An 18,440-nucleotide genomic window follows, 5' to 3' on the forward strand; every position below is an offset into this window, starting at 1 on the left:
ACGCCAGCACCTACAGTACGGCCACCTTCACGGATAGCGAAGCGTAAACCTTCGTCCATCGCGATTGGGTTGATTAGCTCAACAACAAACTTCAAGTTGTCGCCTGGCATAACCATCTCTACGCCTTCTGGTAACTGTACTGAACCAGTTACGTCAGTAGTACGGAAGTAGAACTGTGGACGGTAACCTTTGAAGAATGGGGTATGACGGCCGCCTTCTTCTTTGGTCAATACGTACACTTCAGCTTCGAACTGAGTGTGTGGCTTGATTGAACCTGGCTTGGCCAATACTTGACCACGCTGGATATCATCACGCTTAGTACCACGTAACAACGCACCGATGTTCTCGCCTGCACGACCTTCGTCAAGCAATTTACGGAACATTTCAACACCCGTTACAACAGTTTTGGTGGTGTCTTTGATACCGACGATTTCTACTTCGTCACCAGTACGAACGATACCGCGCTCAACACGACCCGTTACTACAGTACCACGGCCTGAAATTGAGAATACGTCTTCGATTGGCATGATGAACGGCTTGTCGATATCACGCTCTGGCTCTGGGATATATGTATCCAGCGCTTCTGCCAACTCAAGAATTTTGCCTTCCCAGTTTGCATCGCCTTCCAACGCTTTCAGCGCTGAACCTTGAATGACTGGCAAGTCGTCGCCTGGGAAATCGTACTCTGATAACAGTTCACGTACTTCCATTTCAACCAGCTCTAACAACTCAGCATCGTCAACCATGTCACACTTGTTCATGAATACGATGATGAATGGTACGCCAACCTGACGTGACAACAAGATGTGCTCACGAGTCTGTGGCATTGGGCCGTCAGTCGCGGCTACTACCAGGATTGCGCCGTCCATCTGCGCCGCACCGGTGATCATGTTTTTCACATAGTCAGCGTGTCCTGGGCAGTCTACGTGAGCGTAGTGGCGGGCTGGGGTATCGTACTCAACGTGTGAGGTGTTGATGGTGATACCACGAGCTTTTTCTTCTGGCGCGTTGTCGATTTGATCGAACGCACGTGCTGAACCACCGTAAGTTTTTGCTAAAACTGAGGTGATAGCAGCAGTCAGAGTTGTTTTACCGTGGTCAACGTGGCCGATAGTACCGACGTTTACGTGCGGTTTGACGCGGTTAAATTTTTCTTTTGACATGACGTTTCCTTAACTTAAGTTAAAAGCCCGGTCCCATAACGAACCGGACCAGACTCTACTTAATCTTTAGCTTTGGTTGACCGGGCAGCAATGATCTGCTCAGCAATGTTGTTTGGTGCTTCAGAGTACTTGGCAAATTCCATCGCATACGATGCGCGGCCCTGAGTCTGCGAACGCAGGTCAGTTGCATAGCCGAACATTTCTGACAACGGAACTAGAGCACGTACTTCCTTCAGACCGCCCATACCATCATCCATACCTTCGATGATGCCACGACGACGGTTTAAGTCACCTACCACGTCACCCATGAAATCTTCAGGGGTAACAACTTCAACTTTCATCATCGGCTCAAGCAACACTGGACGCGCTTGTTGGGCACCTTTCTTGAATGCCATGCTACCAGCGATTTTGAACGCCATTTCTGATGAGTCAACGTCGTGGTAAGAACCATCAAAGATAGTTGCTTTCACGCCGAGTACTGGGTAACCCGCAAGCACACCGTTTTGCATCTGCTCTTGGATACCTTTATCTACCGCAGGAATATATTCCTTCGGTACCACACCACCAACAACTTCATTGGCGAATAGGTAGTTTGGAGCTTCGTCGTCATTGACGTCGAAATCCATTGGCTCAATACGCAACCACACGTGACCAAACTGACCACGACCACCTGATTGACGTACGAATTTGCCTTCAACTTCAACTTTCTGACGAATCGTTTCACGATAGGCAACCTGTGGTTTACCTACGTTACACTCAACCTTGAACTCACGCTTCATACGGTCAACGATGATGTCCAAGTGCAACTCGCCCATACCAGAAATAATGGTTTGGCCAGATTCTTCGTCAGTGTGAACACGGAATGACGGATCTTCAGCAGCCAATTTACCTAAAGCAATACCCATTTTTTCTTGGTCTGGTTTAGTTTTTGGTTCTACTGCAACCGAAATTACCGGCTCAGGGAATTCCATACGCTCAAGCGTGATGATCTGATTCAGGTCACACAAGGTGTCGCCTGTAGTCACATCTTTCAAGCCGATCGCAGCGGCGATGTCGCCGGCAAGGATTTCTTTGATTTCGATTCGGTCGTTGGCGTGCATCTGTACCATACGGCCGATACGTTCTTTCTTCCGTTTAACCGGGTTGTATACGCTGTCGCCTTGAGCAAGAACGCCCGAGTAGACGCGCAAGAACGTCAAGGTGCCCACGAATGGGTCGGTCGCAATCTTGAACGCCAAAGCCGCGAACGGCTCAGAGTCAGAAGATTTACGCTCACCTTCAGATTCGTCTTCTAAGATACCTTTAATGGCTTTTACTTCAGTTGGTGCTGGTAAGTATTCGATTACCGCGTCCAATACTGCCTGTACGCCTTTGTTTTTGAACGCCGAACCACACATACACAGAATGATTTCGTTGCTCAAGGTACGCTTACGCAAACCGTCTTTGATTTCTGCTTCAGTCAGCTCTTCGCCTTCCAAGTACTTGTTCATGTACTCTTCATTAGCTTCTGCGGCAGCTTCAATCAGTTGTGCACGGTATTCATTTGCTTGCTCAACCATGTCTGCTGGAATTGGGTCATAGGTAAATGTCATACCCTGATCCGCTTCATTCCAGTTGATGGCTTTCATTTTGACCAAGTCGACCACGCCTTTGAAGTTTTCTTCGGCACCGATAGGTAACTGAATAGGAACAGCTACTGCGGCAAGACGTGATTTCATTTGACCAACAACGCGCAAGAAGTCTGCACCAGCACGGTCCATTTTGTTAACGAAGACCATACGTGGTACTTCGTATTTATTCGCCTGACGCCATACGGTTTCAGTCTGCGGTTGTACACCAGATGATGCACAAAGCACGACTACCGCGCCGTCAAGTACCCGCAGTGAACGCTCAACTTCAATGGTGAAGTCAACGTGTCCTGGGGTATCGATTACGTTGATACGGTGTTGTTCAAACTGTGCATCCATACCTTTCCAGAAGGTAGAAACCGCAGCAGAGGTAATAGTAATACCCCGCTCCTGCTCCTGCACCATCCAGTCAGTGGTTGCTGCACCGTCGTGTACTTCACCGATCTTGTGTGATAAACCGGTGTAGAACAACACACGTTCAGTCGTGGTCGTTTTTCCTGCGTCTACGTGAGCACAAATACCGATGTTACGGTACAGCTCAATCGGAGTTTGTCGAGCCACAATAAAATTCCTCTATAGGTTGCTAGTAAATTACCAACGATAGTGAGCGAAGGCTTTGTTCGCTTCGGCCATACGGTGGACGTCTTCACGCTTCTTCACAGCAGAGCCTTTGTTTTCTGATGCATCTAGCATTTCACCTGCCAGACGCTGAGCCATGGATTTTTCACCCCGAGTACGCGCAGCATCAACCAACCAACGCATAGCCAGTGCATTACGACGAACTGGACGCACTTCAACCGGTACTTGATAGGTTGAACCACCCACGCGGCGAGATTTAACCTCAACAGCAGGGCGCACGTTGTCCAGTGCAATTTCAAAAACTTCTAAGTGACTCTTACTTGACTTGGTAGCCATGATATCGAGTGCACCATAAATGATCTTTTCAGCGACAGCTTTCTTGCCGTCAACCATGACGACATTAATAAATTTCGCCAACAACTCTGATCCGAACTTCGGATCTGGGAGGATTTTACGTTGACCTACGACGCGTCTTCTTGGCATCTCTATTCTCCGGTATTTTCAGGGTTTAACCCAAAACTTAAAATTTACAGTTTGGCCTTACTAACGGAGAACCGTTAAGATTTAGGCCGTTTCGCGCCGTATTTTGAGCGAGCTTGACGACGGGCGTTTACGCCTGCACAGTCAAGTGCTCCACGGACTGTGTGATAACGCACACCTGGCAAGTCTTTAACACGACCACCGCGGATAAGTACCACGGAGTGTTCTTGCAGGTTGTGACCTTCACCACCGATGTACGAAGAAACTTCGAAGCCATTGGTCAAACGCACACGGCATACTTTACGCAGCGCTGAGTTTGGCTTTTTCGGGGTGGTAGTGTAAACACGGGTACATACCCCGCGCTTCTGTGGGCAAGCCTCAAGCGCCGGGACGTTGCTTTTAACAACCGGCTTTTGACGACCTTTGCGCACCAGCTGGTTAACTGTTGCCATTCATTACTCCTGATTGTGTTGATGTCGCTCAACAGAGTGAAAAATCCAATTCCCCGCGACCACAGGCAAAGCGCCCGAGATAGAGGGAGGCAGAATTTTATAGGTCATTATTTGGACTGTCAAGGAAAAGCCACTATTAGCGGCCTTAAAGAAAAGGCCAGAACGGTTGCCCGTACTGGCCTTTGCGAGGTTTTTACAACGCCGATTAATCGTCGTTGTTACCGATATCCATATCGTTGTCTAACTCAGTACCATACATGTCGCTGCCAGCGTTCAATGCGTCAGCCAATTGCTGCTCAGCATCTTGCGCAGTCATACGTGGTGCAATGCTACCTTCCGCTTGCTCGGCACGCTTACGTGCACGCTCACGGTGGTAGGCAAAGCCAGTACCGGCTGGGATCAAGCGCCCAACAATCACGTTCTCTTTCAAGCCACGTAGCGGGTCAACCTTGCCTTGTACTGCGGCTTCGGTTAATACGCGGGTGGTCTCTTGGAACGATGCCGCTGAGATAAACGACTCAGTCGACAATGAGGCCTTGGTAATACCCAGTAATTGACGCTCGTAGGTAGCGGCTACTTTGCCTTCAGCTTGCGCTTTAGCATTAGCAGCTAACACTTCTGACAACTCCATCATCTCGCCTTCAAGCAAGTTGGTTTCACCTGGGTTCAAGATAATCGCCTTACGCAACATTTGACGGACAATGGTCTCAATGTGCTTGTCGTTGATCTTAACGCCCTGTAAGCGATAAACCTCTTGTACTTCGTTGACGATGTAGTTTGCCAGCGCACTCACGCCACGCAAACGGAGGATGTCATGCGGTGCTTCTGGACCGTCGGCAATAACTTCGCCTTTGGTCACTTGCTCACCTTCGAAGATGTTCAACTGACGGATCTTCGGAATCATTTCTTCGTACTGCTCACCGCCATCCGTTGGGGTGATCATTAACCGACGCTTGCCTTTGGTTTCTTTACCAAAGCTCACCGTACCTGACACTTCGGCCAAGATCGCTGGCTCTTTCGGACGACGCGCTTCGAACAAGTCGGCTACGCGTGGCAAACCACCGGTGATGTCGCGCGTTTTCGAACCTTCTTGTGGAATACGCGCAATGGTGTCACCCACCTTCACTAACGCACCATCTTCAAGGTTGATTAACGCTTTACCTGGTAACGGATACTGCGCGGGCAGATCGGTACCTGGAATCATCACGTCTTTGCCTTTGCTGTCGACCAACTTCACCATTGGGCGCATATCTTTACCTGAGCTGGTACGCTGACCCACTTCAAGAATTTCAATGCTCGACAAACCGGTTAATTCATCGGTCTGACGGGTAATGGTCACGCCGTCGATCAAGTCGACAAACTTCAAGCGACCCGCTACTTCGGTAACGATTGGGTGCGTGTGTGGATCCCAGTTGGCAACTACTTCACCAGCCACCACTGTAGCGCCTTCGTCTTTCTTCAATACTGCGCCGTATGGCACTTTATAACGCTCGCGCTCACGGCCAAACTCATCAATTAAGGTCAGTTCAGTTGAACGTGAGGTGATAACCAAATGCTTGTCGCTGTTCAACACGAACTTGGCGTTGTGCAGTTTCAAGGTACCGGCGTTTTTCACCTGAACGCTGTTGGCTGCTGAGTCACGCGATGCCGCACCACCAATGTGGAAGGTACGCATGGTTAACTGAGTACCTGGCTCACCGATTGACTGAGCGGCAATAACACCGACCGCTTCGCCTTGGTTGACCAAGTGACCACGGGCCAAGTCACGACCATAACAGTTAGCACAGACACCAAAGTCGGTGTCACAGGTAATAACCGAGCGTACTTTGACTTCGTCGATAGAGTGCTGTTCTAACAAGTCACACATCTTCTCGTCGAGTAAGGTGTTACGCGCAACTAATACGTCGGTATCGCTACCTGGCATCATCACGTCGTCACACACTACGCGGCCTAATACCCGCTCACGCAATGGCTCTACTACGTCACCGCCTTCAATCAACGGCTTCACGTACAGACCTTCGGTGGTACCACAGTCGTCTTGCACAATCACAACGTCTTGTGCCACGTCAACCAGACGCCGCGTCAGGTAACCTGAGTTAGCGGTCTTCAATGCGGTATCGGCCAAACCTTTACGCGCACCGTGGGTTGAGATGAAGTACTGAAGTACGCTCAAACCTTCACGGAAGTTAGCAGTAATTGGGGTTTCGATGATTGAGCCATCTGGCTTCGCCATCAAACCACGCATACCCGCTAGCTGACGAATCTGAGCCGCACTACCCCGCGCGCCTGAGTCTGCCATCATGTAAACCGAGTTGAACGAGTCTTGCTGTTCTGGTTTACCGTCACGGTTAATGACCGTTACTTTCGACAAGTTTTCCATCATCGCTTTCGAGACTTTCTCGTTCGCGGTAGACCAAATGTCGATGACTTTGTTGTATTTCTCGCCAGCAGTTACCAAGCCTTGCTCGAACTGTTCTTGAATTTCCGCAACTTCTTCTTCAGCGGCTTCAATAATAGTCTTCTTGGCGTCTGGAATAACCATGTCATCAATACCAACCGACGCACCCGCGATCATCGCGTAGTGGAAACCGGTATACATGATTTGGTCAGCAAAAATAACCGTTGGCTTCAAGCCTAGGTCGCGATACGAGGTGTTTAACAAACGCCCGATCTGCTTCTTGCCCATGGCTTGGTTGATCATGCTAAACGGCATGCCTTCTGGCAAAATCAATGACAGGATGGCACGGCCAACCGTGGTGTCATGAATTTTACCTTGCAGACGTACCTTCACCCGCGCATGCAATTCAGCAGCGCCGGTGCGATAGGCTTTCTCGGCTTCTTTAGCGCTCTTCAGCACCATGCCTTCGCCTTTCGCGTTTACTTTTTCGCGGGTCATGTAGTACAGACCCAACACCACGTCTTGTGATGGCACAACAATCGGGTCACCACTGGCTGGTGACAAGATGTTGTTGGTCGACATCATCAACGCGCGTGCTTCAAGCTGTGCTTCCAAAGTCAGCGGTAAATGCACCGCCATTTGGTCACCGTCGAAGTCGGCGTTAAAGGCCGCACACACCAATGGGTGTAATTGAATGGCTTTACCTTCAATCAACACCGGTTCAAACGCTTGGATACCCAAACGGTGAAGGGTTGGTGCACGGTTCAATAACACTGGGTGCTCTTTGATCACTTCATCAAGAACGTCCCATACTTCTGGAATTTCGCGCTCAACCATTTTCTTGGCGGCTTTGATGGTGGTGGCTAAACCACGACCTTCTAACTTGCCATAGATGAACGGCTTGAACAGCTCAAGAGCCATTTTCTTCGGCAAACCACACTGGTGCAGACGTAACTTAGGACCAACGGTAATCACCGAACGACCTGAGTAGTCAACCCGCTTACCCAGCAAGTTTTGACGGAAACGACCTTGCTTACCTTTGATCATGTCGGCCAAAGATTTCAGTGGGCGTTTGTTGGTGCCAGTAATGGCGCGGCCACGACGACCGTTATCCAACAGCGCGTCTACCGCTTCTTGCAGCATCCGCTTTTCGTTACGCACAATGATATCTGGCGCAGCTAAGTCGAGCAGGCGCTTCAGACGGTTGTTACGGTTGATCACGCGACGGTACAAGTCGTTCAAATCAGAGGTGGCGAAACGGCCGCCGTCTAACGGTACCAATGGGCGTAAATCTGGTGGTAACACCGGCAATACTTTCAGTACCATCCACTCTGGCTTGTTGCCTGAGAAGTGGAAAGACTCAAGTAATTTCAAACGCTTACTAACTTTTTTACGTTTGGTTTCTGAGTTGGTTTCTGGCAGCTCTTCCCGCAACTGTTTGATTTCAGCTTCGATATCAATATGTTGCAACAGGCTCAGAATAGCTTCTGCACCCATTTTGGCTTCGAACTCGTCGCCATGCTCTTCTAAGGCATCCAGATAGTCTTCTTCAGTTAAGATCTGGCCGCGCTCAAGGCTGGTCATACCGGCTTCAGTCACCACGTATGATTCAAAATACAGCACCCGCTCGATATCCCGCAGGGTCATATCCAGCATCAAACCGATACGGCTTGGCAGTGATTTTAAGAACCAAATGTGTGCCACTGGGCTAGCTAGCTCAATGTGACCCATGCGCTCACGACGCACTTTAGTCAGCGTGACTTCAACGCCACACTTCTCACAGATCACACCGCGATGCTTCAAACGCTTGTACTTACCGCACAAACATTCGTAGTCTTTCACCGGACCAAAAATACGCGCACAGAACAAACCATCGCGCTCTGGTTTAAAGGTGCGATAGTTGATGGTTTCTGGCTTTTTCACTTCACCGAAAGACCAGCTACGGATCATGTCCGGAGACGCGAGCCCGATGCGAATTGCATCGAACTCTTCAGTCTGATTTAACGGTTTTAAAAACTTTAATAAGTCTTTCACGATTTATCTCCTGGCAATTAGCGTCCGGTGTTACTCAGTCTTGGTCCAACTCAATGTTGATACCGAGTGAGCGGATTTCTTTCAACAATACGTTGAAAGACTCCGGCATACCTGCTTCCATCTTGAGGTCGTTGTCGACGATGTTTTTGTACATCTTGGTACGACCGTTTACGTCGTCCGATTTCACCGTCAACATTTCCTGCAAGGTGTAAGCTGCACCGTAAGCTTCCAGTGCCCACACTTCCATTTCACCGAAGCGCTGACCACCGAATTGAGCTTTACCACCTAACGGTTGCTGGGTAACAAGGCTGTACGAACCGGTCGAACGGGCGTGCATTTTGTCATCCACTAAGTGGTTCAGTTTCAGCATGTACATGTAACCCACGGTTACATCACGCTCAAACCGGTCACCAGTACGACCATCGTACAAGGTGATCTGGCCAGACTCTGGCAAATCTGCCAGTTTCAGGAGCTCTTTGATTTCTTTTTCAGCAGCACCGTCGAACGCTGGAGTCGCTGTTGGCAAGCCTTTTTTCAGGTTAGTTGCCAAGCGCATCACTTCTTCATCGCTGAACTCGCTCATGTCGACTTGTTGACGGGTTGCGCCAAGGTCATAGACTTTTTGCAAGAATTCACGCATTTCAGCGACTTTCTGCTGCTGCTTAATCATGTTTTCAATCTTGGTACCGATACCACGGGCCGCCAAACCTAAATGCGTCTCGAGGATCTGACCAATGTTCATCCGTGACGGTACGCCCAATGGGTTGAGTACTAAGTCAACTGGATTACCGTGCTCGTCATACGGCATGTCTTCAACCGGAACGATGGTTGAGATAACACCTTTGTTACCGTGACGACCGGCTAACTTGTCACCTGGTTGGATACGACGACGTACCGCCAAGTAAACTTTGACAATTTTTAACACGCCTGGAGCCAAATCATCACCTTGGATGATTTTGCGGCGCTTGTTCTCGAACTTGGCATCAAAGTCAGCGCGAATTTCTTCGTACTGTGCAGCGATCTGCTCAAGTTGCTGTTGCGCAGCTTCTTTCTTCAAGTTCTGCGTCAACCATTTGCTCTGCTCTAAACCAGCCAGTTTTGACTCATCAAAGCCATTGGCCAGTAACAGCAGACGAGCGCGTTCAAAAATACCTTTCTCAAGGATCTTGAACTCGTCAGTTAAGTCTTTCTTGACCTGCTTCAGCTGCATCTCTTCAATTGACTTAGCGCGGGCGTCTTTTTCAACGCCATCACGGGTAAATACTTGCACGTCGATAACCGTACCGGTTACGCCGTTTGGCACCCGCAGCGAGCTGTCTTTCACGTCTGATGCTTTCTCACCGAAAATAGCACGCAGTAGCTTCTCTTCTGGAGTCAGTTGAGTCTCGCCTTTCGGCGTTACTTTACCCACCAGAATGTCGCCGCCGCTGACTTCTGCACCAACATACACAACACCTGAAGTGTCGAGCTTGTTCAGTGCTGATTCGCCCACGTTCGGGATATCCGCAGTGATTTCTTCAGCACCTAACTTGGTGTCACGCGCCACACACGCCAATTCTTGGATGTGAATGGTGGTCATGCGGTCTTCTTGCACCACACGCTCAGAAATCAAAATTGAGTCTTCAAAGTTGTAACCGTTCCACGGCATGAACGCGACGCGCATGTTTTGGCCTAACGCCAATTCACCCATGTCGGTTGATGGGCCGTCGGCCAACACATCACCACGCATTACCGGCTCACCCACGTTGACCGTTGGCGTTTGGTTAATACAGGTGTTCTGGTTAGAACGGGTATACTTGATCAAGTTGTAGATATCGATACCGGCTTCGCCTGGTACCATCTCTTCTTCGTTGACCTTGATAACAATACGGCTGGCGTCGACTTTATCGACCACACCACCGCGTTTAGCAACCACAGTTACACCCGAGTCAACGGCAACAGTGCGCTCAATACCAGTACCTACTAACGGCTTATCAGCACGTAAGGTTGGAACCGCTTGACGTTGCATGTTTGAACCCATCAAAGCACGGTTGGCGTCATCGTGCTCAAGGAATGGGATCAAGCTGGCAGCGATCGAAACGATCTGCTGTGGCGCTACGTCCATGTATTGAATTTGCTCTTTTGACATCAGGGTAAATTCGTTTTTATGACGGCACGGCACTAAGTCGTCCATCAATTCGCCTTTGTCGCTCAGCTTAACGCTGGCCTGGGCGATTACGAAGTTGCCTTCTTCAATAGCTGATAAATAGTCCACATCGTCGGTGACCATACCGTTCTCAACGCGACGATATGGGGTTTCTAAGAAGCCATATTCGTTGGTACGCGCAAAGGTAGACAGCGAGTTGATCAAACCGATGTTTGGACCTTCAGGGGTTTCGATTGGACACACCCGACCGTAATGCGTTGGGTGTACGTCACGTACTTCAAAGCCTGCCCGCTCACGGGTCAAACCGCCCGGCCCTAAGGCTGAGATACGACGTTTATGGGTGACTTCAGACAACGGGTTGTTCTGATCCATAAACTGTGACAACTGGCTTGAGCCAAAGAACTCTTTCACCGCCGCGCTGATTGGCTTGGCGTTGATCAGGTCTTGTGGCATCACGGCATCTAGATCGCCTAAGCTCAGGCGCTCTTTTACCGCACGCTCAACGCGCACTAAGCCAACACGGAATTGGTTTTCAGCCATTTCGCCGACTGAACGAATACGACGGTTACCTAAATGGTCGATATCGTCCACTTCATCGTAACCGTTACGAATTTCGATCAGCTTACGCATGGTATCAACGATATCGTCTTTGCTGAGGATACCGGCGCCGGTCAGGTCGTCACGACCTAAACGACGGTTAAACTTCATGCGGCCTACTGCTGACAAGTCATAGCGATCGTCACTGAAGAACAAGTTTTCAAACAGGTTCTCGGCAGCATCTTTGGTTGGCGGCTCGCCTGGACGCATCATGCGATAAATTTCCACTAACGCTTCTAAGCGGTTGGTGGTTGAATCGATACGCAAGGTTTCACTGATATATGGGCCATGGTCCAAATCGTTAACAAACAGCGTTTCAAATTTCTTGAACCCTGCTTCACGTAACTTGGCTAAAAGCTCCAGCGTTAATTCGGTGTTCGCCGTTGCAACGACTTCGCCAGTCTTCTTCTCAACGCAATCATGCGCTAATACTTTACCGACCAAATACTCCACCGGCACTTCCATTTCTGGGGTGTTCAGTTGTGAGATTTGATTGATATGACGGGCAGTGATACGACGGCCTTTTTCAACGATGATGTCGCCATCGTCGTTTTTAATATCAAATTTCGCAGTTTCTCCACGCAGGCGCTCAGGCACTAACTGCATGAATACTTTCTTATTGCGGAATTGGAAATACGTGGTCTCGAAGAACATGGTAAGGATTTCTTCGGTGGTGTATTCCAAGGCACGCAAAATGATCGTAGCCGGCAATTTACGACGACGGTCAATACGCACGAAAACGTTGTCTTTCGGGTCGAACTCAAAGTCTAACCAAGAACCGCGGTACGGGATCACCCGCGCGTTGTATAGCACTTTACCTGACGAGTGGGTTTTACCCTTATCATGGTCAAAGAAAACACCTGGCGAACGATGCAACTGAGAAACGATAACCCGCTCGGTACCATTGATCACGAAGGTACCGTTGTCGGTCATCAAGGGAATTTCACCCATGTAGACTTCTTGCTCTTTCACTTCTTTGATGGTGCCGGCCGCTGCTTCTTTATCAAACAGCACAAGGCGCAGCTTCACCCGCAAAGGTGCAGAGTAGGTGATGCCGCGAATTTGACACTCATTCACGTCAAATACTGGCTCACCAAGGCGATAGCTCACGTATTGTAGTTCTGAATTACCTGAGTAAGCGGTAATCGGAAATACAGAGCGGAAAGCCGCTTCCAGGCCGTTATTGGCCTCTGGATCCGGCTCAATGAATTTTTTAAATGAATCTAATTGGATTGACAGCAGGTAAGGCACCTCAAGTACTTGCGGTTGCTTACCAAAATCCTTACGAATACGTTTTTTCTCAGAGTAGGAGTACGCCATGGGGTTCCTCAGCTAGCTGATTGATGACCCTAACCACCGGTGTAGGAGTCGATGGTTAAAAACAAACTGGTTAAAGCTTGTCGTTCCCGTTTTTGTCACCGCGAGCATGCACCCCAAGAACGGGCAAAAATGATACATGCTTAACAGCGCAAAAAGGCTGGTGACCTAAAAAGCCACCAGCCCCAGGCCTAAAAGGCCAATTTTTGACGTTGAATCAAATTACTTGATTTCAACTTCCGCACCAGCTTCAGTCAATTCTTTAGCAAGTGCTTCAGCGTCAGCTTTGCTGATGCCTTCTTTAACTGCAACAGGTGCAGACTCAACTAAGTCTTTAGCTTCTTTCAAGCCAAGGCCAGTTGCAGCGCGCACTGCTTTGATAGCGCCAACTTTGTTAGCACCAGCAGCTTTCAGGATTACGTTGAATTCAGTTTGTTCTTCAACTTCTGCAGCAGCAGCAGCTGGACCAGCAGCAACTGCAACAGCAGCGGCAGCAGATACACCGAATTTCTCTTCAGCAGCAGCAATCAGTTCAACCAGTTCCATTACTGGCATTTCAGCGATTGCGTTTAAAATGTCGTCTTTAGTTAGAGCCATGACTCAAAACTCCTGGGTTATATAATTACAAAAAAATGGTTATCGAAAAAACCGTCTCTATTTAGCGTCTTTAACCGCTGCCAATACGCGCACAAACTTGCCAGGAACTTCGTTGATAGTACGAACGAACTTGCCAATAGGCGCCTTGAGGGTAGCGAACAAAGTAGCCAATGCTTCGTCGCGAGTTGGAAGTGATGCAACTGCATCCAGCTTGTCTGCGCCCATCACACCGCTGCCGATGGATAGAGCAGTAACTGACAGGTTTTTATAGTCTTTCATTGCATCTTTCAGCAACCGGGCAGCTGCGCCTGGTGCGTCAAGAGAGAATGCATAGACCAATGGACCTGTTAGTGCTGCGTCCATGTCTTCAAATGCTGTGCCTTGGAAAGCACGACGGGCCAGGGTATTCCGAATAACTTTCAGATACACACCTTGCTCACGAGCTTTACGGCGCAGCACAGTCATGTGCTTCACTTCCATGCCGCGATACTCAGCAACAGCGACGGATAGTGCCTTTGAAGCAACTTCGTTAACTTCTTTAACGATTGCTTGTTTTGCTACTAAGCCTAGTGCCACTGATATCACCTCTTTTTTGGTCGTTGGTAAAACCGCGGACCGATCGTTACAATTTGGCAGTACATCAAGACCTGCCATGTTGTCACGGTGAATCTCTACCCAGAGAGTCTGAGTCGGATTACACCATCTGCGCAGGACATTAAGTGCCGGTTACCCGATACACCTGCGGTCTTGGACGGGAGCCACTTCATTCGACTTGCGCCGAAGTGGCAGCTCCAACCCACTTACCTTTTTAGTTACCCGCGACAGTCAGGCTGCTTTGGTCGATTGCGACGCCAGCACCCATAGTCGTTGATAAGCTTACTTTCTTGATATAAACGCCTTTTGAAGTAGACGGCTTGGCCTTCTTCAATGCGCCCAACAAAGCTTCTAAGTTTTCTTTCAGCTTGTCGTTGTCGAAATCAACCTTGCCGATAGTGGCGTGGATGATACCGTTTTTGTCATTGCGGTAACGGATCTGACCAGACTTCGCGTTAGTAACCGCGGTCGCTACGTCAGGTGTTACAGTACCAGTTTTCGGGTTTGGCATCAGACCACGTGGGCCTAAGATTTGACCGAGCATACCAACCACACGCATAGCATCTGGTGAAGCGATAACAACATCAAAGTTCATCTCGCCTTTCTTAACTAGCTCAGCTAAGTCTTCCATACCAACCAGGTCTGCACCGGCTGCTTTAGCTTTTTCTACGTTAGCGCCGCTGGTGAAAACTGCAACGCGAACTGAACGACCCGTACCGTGTGGCAATACAGTAGCGCCACGAACGTTTTGGTCAGATTTACGAGCGTCGATGCCGAGGTTTACAGCAACATCAACACTTTCTTTGAATTTAGCAGTTGCCAGTTCTTTCAACAGGCTTACAGCTTCGTTGATTTCATAATCACGAGTCTGTACTTTTTCACGGATTAAACGTGCGCGTTTGGTTAACTTAGCCATCTTACAGACCCTCTACATTCAGACCCATCGCACGGGCAGAGCCAGCGATAGTACGTACGGCAGCATCAAGGTCAGCGGCAGTTAAGTCTGGCTGTTTTACCTTGGCGATATCTTCTAACTGAGCACGGGTAACGGTACCCACTTTCTCAGTATTTGGGCGGCCTGAGCCACTCTTGATACCAGCTGCTTTCTTCAGCAGGTATGCTGCTGGAGGAGTCTTGGTGATAAAGGTGAAAGAACGGTCTTCGTAAACAGAGATTTCAACTGGCGTTGGCGCACCTTTTTCTAATTCGGTGGTAGCCGCGTTGAACGCTTTACAGAATTCCATGATGTTCACACCGTGCTGACCCAATGCTGGACCAACTGGTGGTGAAGGGTTTGCTGCACCGGCTGCTACTTGCAGCTTGATGATAGCTTTTAACTTCTTAGCCATGTTTTATGCCTCTTGTTGTGGGTCGAACGCCTCGTAAATCATAAGAGGTGATTTACTTCTAACGGCTCCCCGATATAAAAAAGGACGCGAATTATAGTTTAATTCGCAGCCAATAGCAAGCCAATCGCCGACGCTTTTTAGCGTCAGGCCATTGGCTTGAATACTTACGCTTTCTCGACTTGACCGAATTCGAGTTCAACCGGTGTGGCGCGACCGAAAATCGATACTGATACCGTTAAACGGCTCTTGTCGTAATCAACGCTTTCAACGGTGCCGTTGAAGTCCGCAAACGGGCCATCATTAACGCGCACCAACTCACCCGGCTCAAATAAGGTTTTCGGTTTCGGCTTATCCACAGAATCTTGTAAACGATTGAGGATAGTGTCCGCTTCTTTTTGGGTGATTGGCGTTGGCCGATCAGCCTTGCCACCAATAAATCCCAATACCCGTGGAATGCTTTTCACTAAGTGCCAGCTGGCTTCATCCATAGCCATTTCAACCAACACATAGCCTGGAAAGAATTTGCGTTCGCTTTTCGCGCGCTTGCCGCCTTTCATTTCCACGACTTCTTCGGTGGGTACTAAGATCTCACCGAACTTATCTTCCATGCTGTGCATTTTGATATGCTCACGCAGCGATTCGGCGACGCGCTTTTCATAGCCTGAAAAAGCCTGTACAACGTACCAGCGTTTTTTCACTGTCATGGTTAGAACTCCAGTCCGGTAAAGAAGCCAACAATACGTACCAGAATGGCATCCATTCCCCACAGAATCAATGCAACGATTGCCGTAGCAACCACCACAATCATCGTGGTTTGGGTTGCTTCTTGACGGGTTGGCCACACGACGCGGCGCACTTCGGTACGGCTTTCTTTAGCAAAACCTAAAAACCGACGACCTTTGTCAGTGGTGGCTGCAGCAAAACCGGCAACAATCACCATGGCGACCACTGCCAGCGCACGGTAGAGCACCGATACGGTATCGCCATAGTAGTAGTTACCCACTACTGCAGCGGCTAATAAAGCAATAGCAACCAGCCATTTGATGCTGTCAAACGAGCTACCTTGGGTTTCTGTCTGTGCACTCATTCGTTCAAAGATCCTGTTTAAATGTATGTGGCAGGGGCGGAGGGATTCGAACCCCCAACCATCGGTTTTGGAGACCGCTGTTCTACCAATTGGAACTACGCCCCTGCAGATCGCTACAACATTGTAGAAATGGACGCCGTATTATACCGATCAAAGGCGGGAAAACAAGTAATGCCTTTCGGTTAAAGGCTACTCTGCATGTAACGGCCAGTGGTGGCATCGTAGTCGCGGAAGTAGTTGTACCAGCTTTGCTTTTCTTCATCCCAGTATTGGCCCGGGAAGCCGATATTGAAGTCACCAATGCTGCTCATCAGCACCGTACGGTCAAAGGCTTCAAGCTGTGCGCGCTACACCAAAAGGCATTGGCTAATTGACAGCAAACAGTTCAGACCAATCAACGAAATAATACCCTAAAATTTAATGTCATGACATCACCGAGAACTCTTCGCATGAAAGGCGGGCGATAACTTTCAAATACTTTAATTAACGGCTCTATATCATTATCTAGCTCTAGCTGTCCGGCTGGACCTATCCAGTATCTACTACTATCACCGTAAGGTTCCCAAACTATAAACTCATTTCCATGAAATGAAAATTTCACATGTAACTCTTTCTCAGACGAAAATCGTTTTCTAAGTCGTACGGAAGATACTCCCTCAATTGTCGAGATAATGTCAGCAATTTTACTCGGGCAAATATATGCATTTTCAATCTCAAACGCGAAAGTGTGCCCCTTATTGGATGCGATTCTATTAACGTTCATTGCTTACAGCCGCAATCTTCATTTTCGACGATTCCTGTACCGGCAACACCCGCTCCATACAGATTGACAATTGGATTCGTTCTCCCCGCTGCCTCTCTCAAGGCATCATCCGTTTTATATTTTGACAGATCAACAGGTCGCCAATTTTTGCCCAAGTTAAATCTGAAAAATGATTTCATGCTAGTTCGGAATGACGAGGCAGAGACACCCGACGATGCCAATATTGAACCTCCTTTAACGACTCCTGCATATGCTAATCTTGCTCCTCCAAACGCAATCGACGTATATTCACCGCTTCGATAATCATCAGAAGACATATTAACCGCCCCACTTACGCCAACGAATTCTCTAAGATTATCGCCAAAGCCTAAGAGTAAGGAGTCCCCGAGACCAGCACAAAAATTGACGACTTCCTGAGGGATTGTAGGTGGCGATAAACCAAATGGATCAGTAAAATGTTGTGGGCTCTGAAAGGCATACCCATAAGTATTCAGCCCGCCTGCTAAGCCGATGGGGTCACTCTGCAAATAACGACCGGTGGTGGCATCGTAGTCGCGGAAGTAGTTGTACCAACTTTGTTTTTCTTCGTCCCAGTATTGGCCCGGGAAACCGATATTGAAGTCACCAATACTGCTCATCAGCACCGTACGGTCAAAGGCTTCAAGCTGTGCGCGCCAGACTACCGCTGCTTGACTGTCAGTGAGTACTTCATGCCGAGCCAAGTGGTCGTTATGCTTATGATTTTGAATTCCCAAAAACATATTATAATCCATTATTCCCCATTAGCCTTTTTGTCGGTCTTTATTTTTATTTCCACCAGAAATATTAGGATAAGCCATAAAAAAATATAGAAAATTGCTAAACGTAGCTCAAATGTTCTTAATATAAAAAATACATAATAAAAAGAAATTAAGCTAAACATGCGATACCAAATACTGTCACGACGCCATTTTTTCATTTACTCACCTAGACAATAGGATTGCGATGAATATTTAATAACTTCTCCTGATTTGTTAGTTAGAGTCGTTTCGATGATAATTCCTCTTCCATCCTGACTAAACCAGCTTTCTTGGGTCAATTTATCTCTCTGTTCCCAATAATGCAAATCATCAACAAGTACATAAAAAGCTCCTGCTATTAGTAACGATGTCCCCGCACTGGGCTTCGCTAAAGAAGTCCCAGCACCCAGAGCTAAACTTGCTAAATTAGTCGCCTTTGAGGTTGCTATGTTCCTTTCTGTGGCAGCTTTTTGACTT

At 48.5% G+C, this 18,440-nt stretch carries 15 protein-coding genes and 1 tRNA gene; all 16 read right to left on the reverse strand.

From position 1 onward, the window contains the following. On the reverse strand, window positions 1-1,163 hold a 1,163-nt coding region (tuf, locus tag EFO84_RS05740; protein ID WP_127347109.1), incomplete at its 3' end, for an elongation factor Tu. 59 nt (window positions 1,164-1,222) lie between these two features. Beyond that, window positions 1,223-3,352, reverse strand: a complete 2,130-nt coding sequence (fusA, locus tag EFO84_RS05745) for an elongation factor G (RefSeq protein WP_127347110.1) — start codon at window positions 3,350-3,352, stop codon at window positions 1,223-1,225. A gap of 30 nt (window positions 3,353-3,382) precedes the next feature. Further along, on the reverse strand, window positions 3,383-3,853 hold the full coding sequence (rpsG, locus tag EFO84_RS05750) for a 30S ribosomal protein S7 (RefSeq protein WP_127347111.1): 471 nt from the start codon (window positions 3,851-3,853) through the stop codon (window positions 3,383-3,385). 74 nt (window positions 3,854-3,927) lie between these two features. Beyond that, window positions 3,928-4,302: a 30S ribosomal protein S12 gene (gene rpsL / locus EFO84_RS05755; RefSeq protein WP_127347112.1), complete on the reverse strand. Its 375-nt coding sequence runs from the start codon at window positions 4,300-4,302 to the stop codon at window positions 3,928-3,930. A gap of 205 nt (window positions 4,303-4,507) precedes the next feature. Next, the gene (gene rpoC / locus EFO84_RS05760; protein ID WP_127347113.1) at window positions 4,508-8,734 is read right to left on the reverse strand and encodes a DNA-directed RNA polymerase subunit beta'; all 4,227 of its coding nucleotides are present in this window, start codon (window positions 8,732-8,734) and stop codon (window positions 4,508-4,510) included. 34 nt (window positions 8,735-8,768) lie between these two features. Further along, window positions 8,769-12,797, reverse strand: a complete 4,029-nt coding sequence (rpoB, locus tag EFO84_RS05765; protein ID WP_127347114.1) for a DNA-directed RNA polymerase subunit beta — start codon at window positions 12,795-12,797, stop codon at window positions 8,769-8,771. Window positions 12,798-13,016: 219 nt separating this feature from the next. Then, window positions 13,017-13,391: a 50S ribosomal protein L7/L12 gene (gene rplL / locus EFO84_RS05770; protein ID WP_127347115.1), complete on the reverse strand. Its 375-nt coding sequence runs from the start codon at window positions 13,389-13,391 to the stop codon at window positions 13,017-13,019. Window positions 13,392-13,448: 57 nt separating this feature from the next. After that, window positions 13,449-13,967, reverse strand: coding sequence for a 50S ribosomal protein L10 (gene rplJ, locus EFO84_RS05775; RefSeq protein ID WP_127347432.1), 519 nt, complete (start codon window positions 13,965-13,967; stop codon window positions 13,449-13,451). A 232-nt stretch (window positions 13,968-14,199) separates the two neighbouring features. Then, window positions 14,200-14,901, reverse strand: coding sequence for a 50S ribosomal protein L1 (gene rplA, locus EFO84_RS05780; RefSeq protein WP_127347116.1), 702 nt, complete (start codon window positions 14,899-14,901; stop codon window positions 14,200-14,202). Window position 14,902: 1 nt separating this feature from the next. Continuing rightward, a complete protein-coding gene (rplK, locus tag EFO84_RS05785) occupies window positions 14,903-15,334 on the reverse strand; it encodes a 50S ribosomal protein L11 (RefSeq protein ID WP_127347117.1) in 432 nt (143 codons plus the stop codon). Between the two features lie 164 nt (window positions 15,335-15,498). Then, entirely contained in the window at window positions 15,499-16,038 is a 540-nt protein-coding gene (nusG, locus tag EFO84_RS05790; protein ID WP_127347118.1) for a transcription termination/antitermination protein NusG, read from the reverse strand. A gap of 2 nt (window positions 16,039-16,040) precedes the next feature. After that, window positions 16,041-16,421, reverse strand: a complete 381-nt coding sequence (gene secE / locus EFO84_RS05795; protein WP_127347119.1) for a preprotein translocase subunit SecE — start codon at window positions 16,419-16,421, stop codon at window positions 16,041-16,043. A 28-nt stretch (window positions 16,422-16,449) separates the two neighbouring features. Continuing rightward, window positions 16,450-16,526 (reverse strand) — tRNA-Trp (locus EFO84_RS05800). Window positions 16,527-16,603: 77 nt separating this feature from the next. Beyond that, window positions 16,604-16,732 carry an RHS repeat-associated core domain-containing protein gene (locus EFO84_RS11875; RefSeq protein WP_276317314.1) on the reverse strand — a complete coding sequence of 43 codons (129 nt, stop codon included), beginning with the start codon at window positions 16,730-16,732 and terminating at the stop codon, window positions 16,604-16,606. Between the two features lie 448 nt (window positions 16,733-17,180). Beyond that, the gene (locus tag EFO84_RS11755) at window positions 17,181-17,957 is read right to left on the reverse strand and encodes an RHS repeat domain-containing protein (RefSeq protein WP_205701949.1); all 777 of its coding nucleotides are present in this window, start codon (window positions 17,955-17,957) and stop codon (window positions 17,181-17,183) included. A 185-nt stretch (window positions 17,958-18,142) separates the two neighbouring features. Continuing rightward, a partial coding sequence (locus EFO84_RS11695; RefSeq protein ID WP_164742390.1) for a hypothetical protein occupies window positions 18,143-18,440 on the reverse strand: 298 nt, incomplete at its 5' end.

Origin of the sequence: Pseudidiomarina mangrovi (assembly GCF_003999375.1) — a bacterium.
Classification (GTDB): domain Bacteria; phylum Pseudomonadota; class Gammaproteobacteria; order Enterobacterales; family Alteromonadaceae; genus Pseudidiomarina; species Pseudidiomarina mangrovi.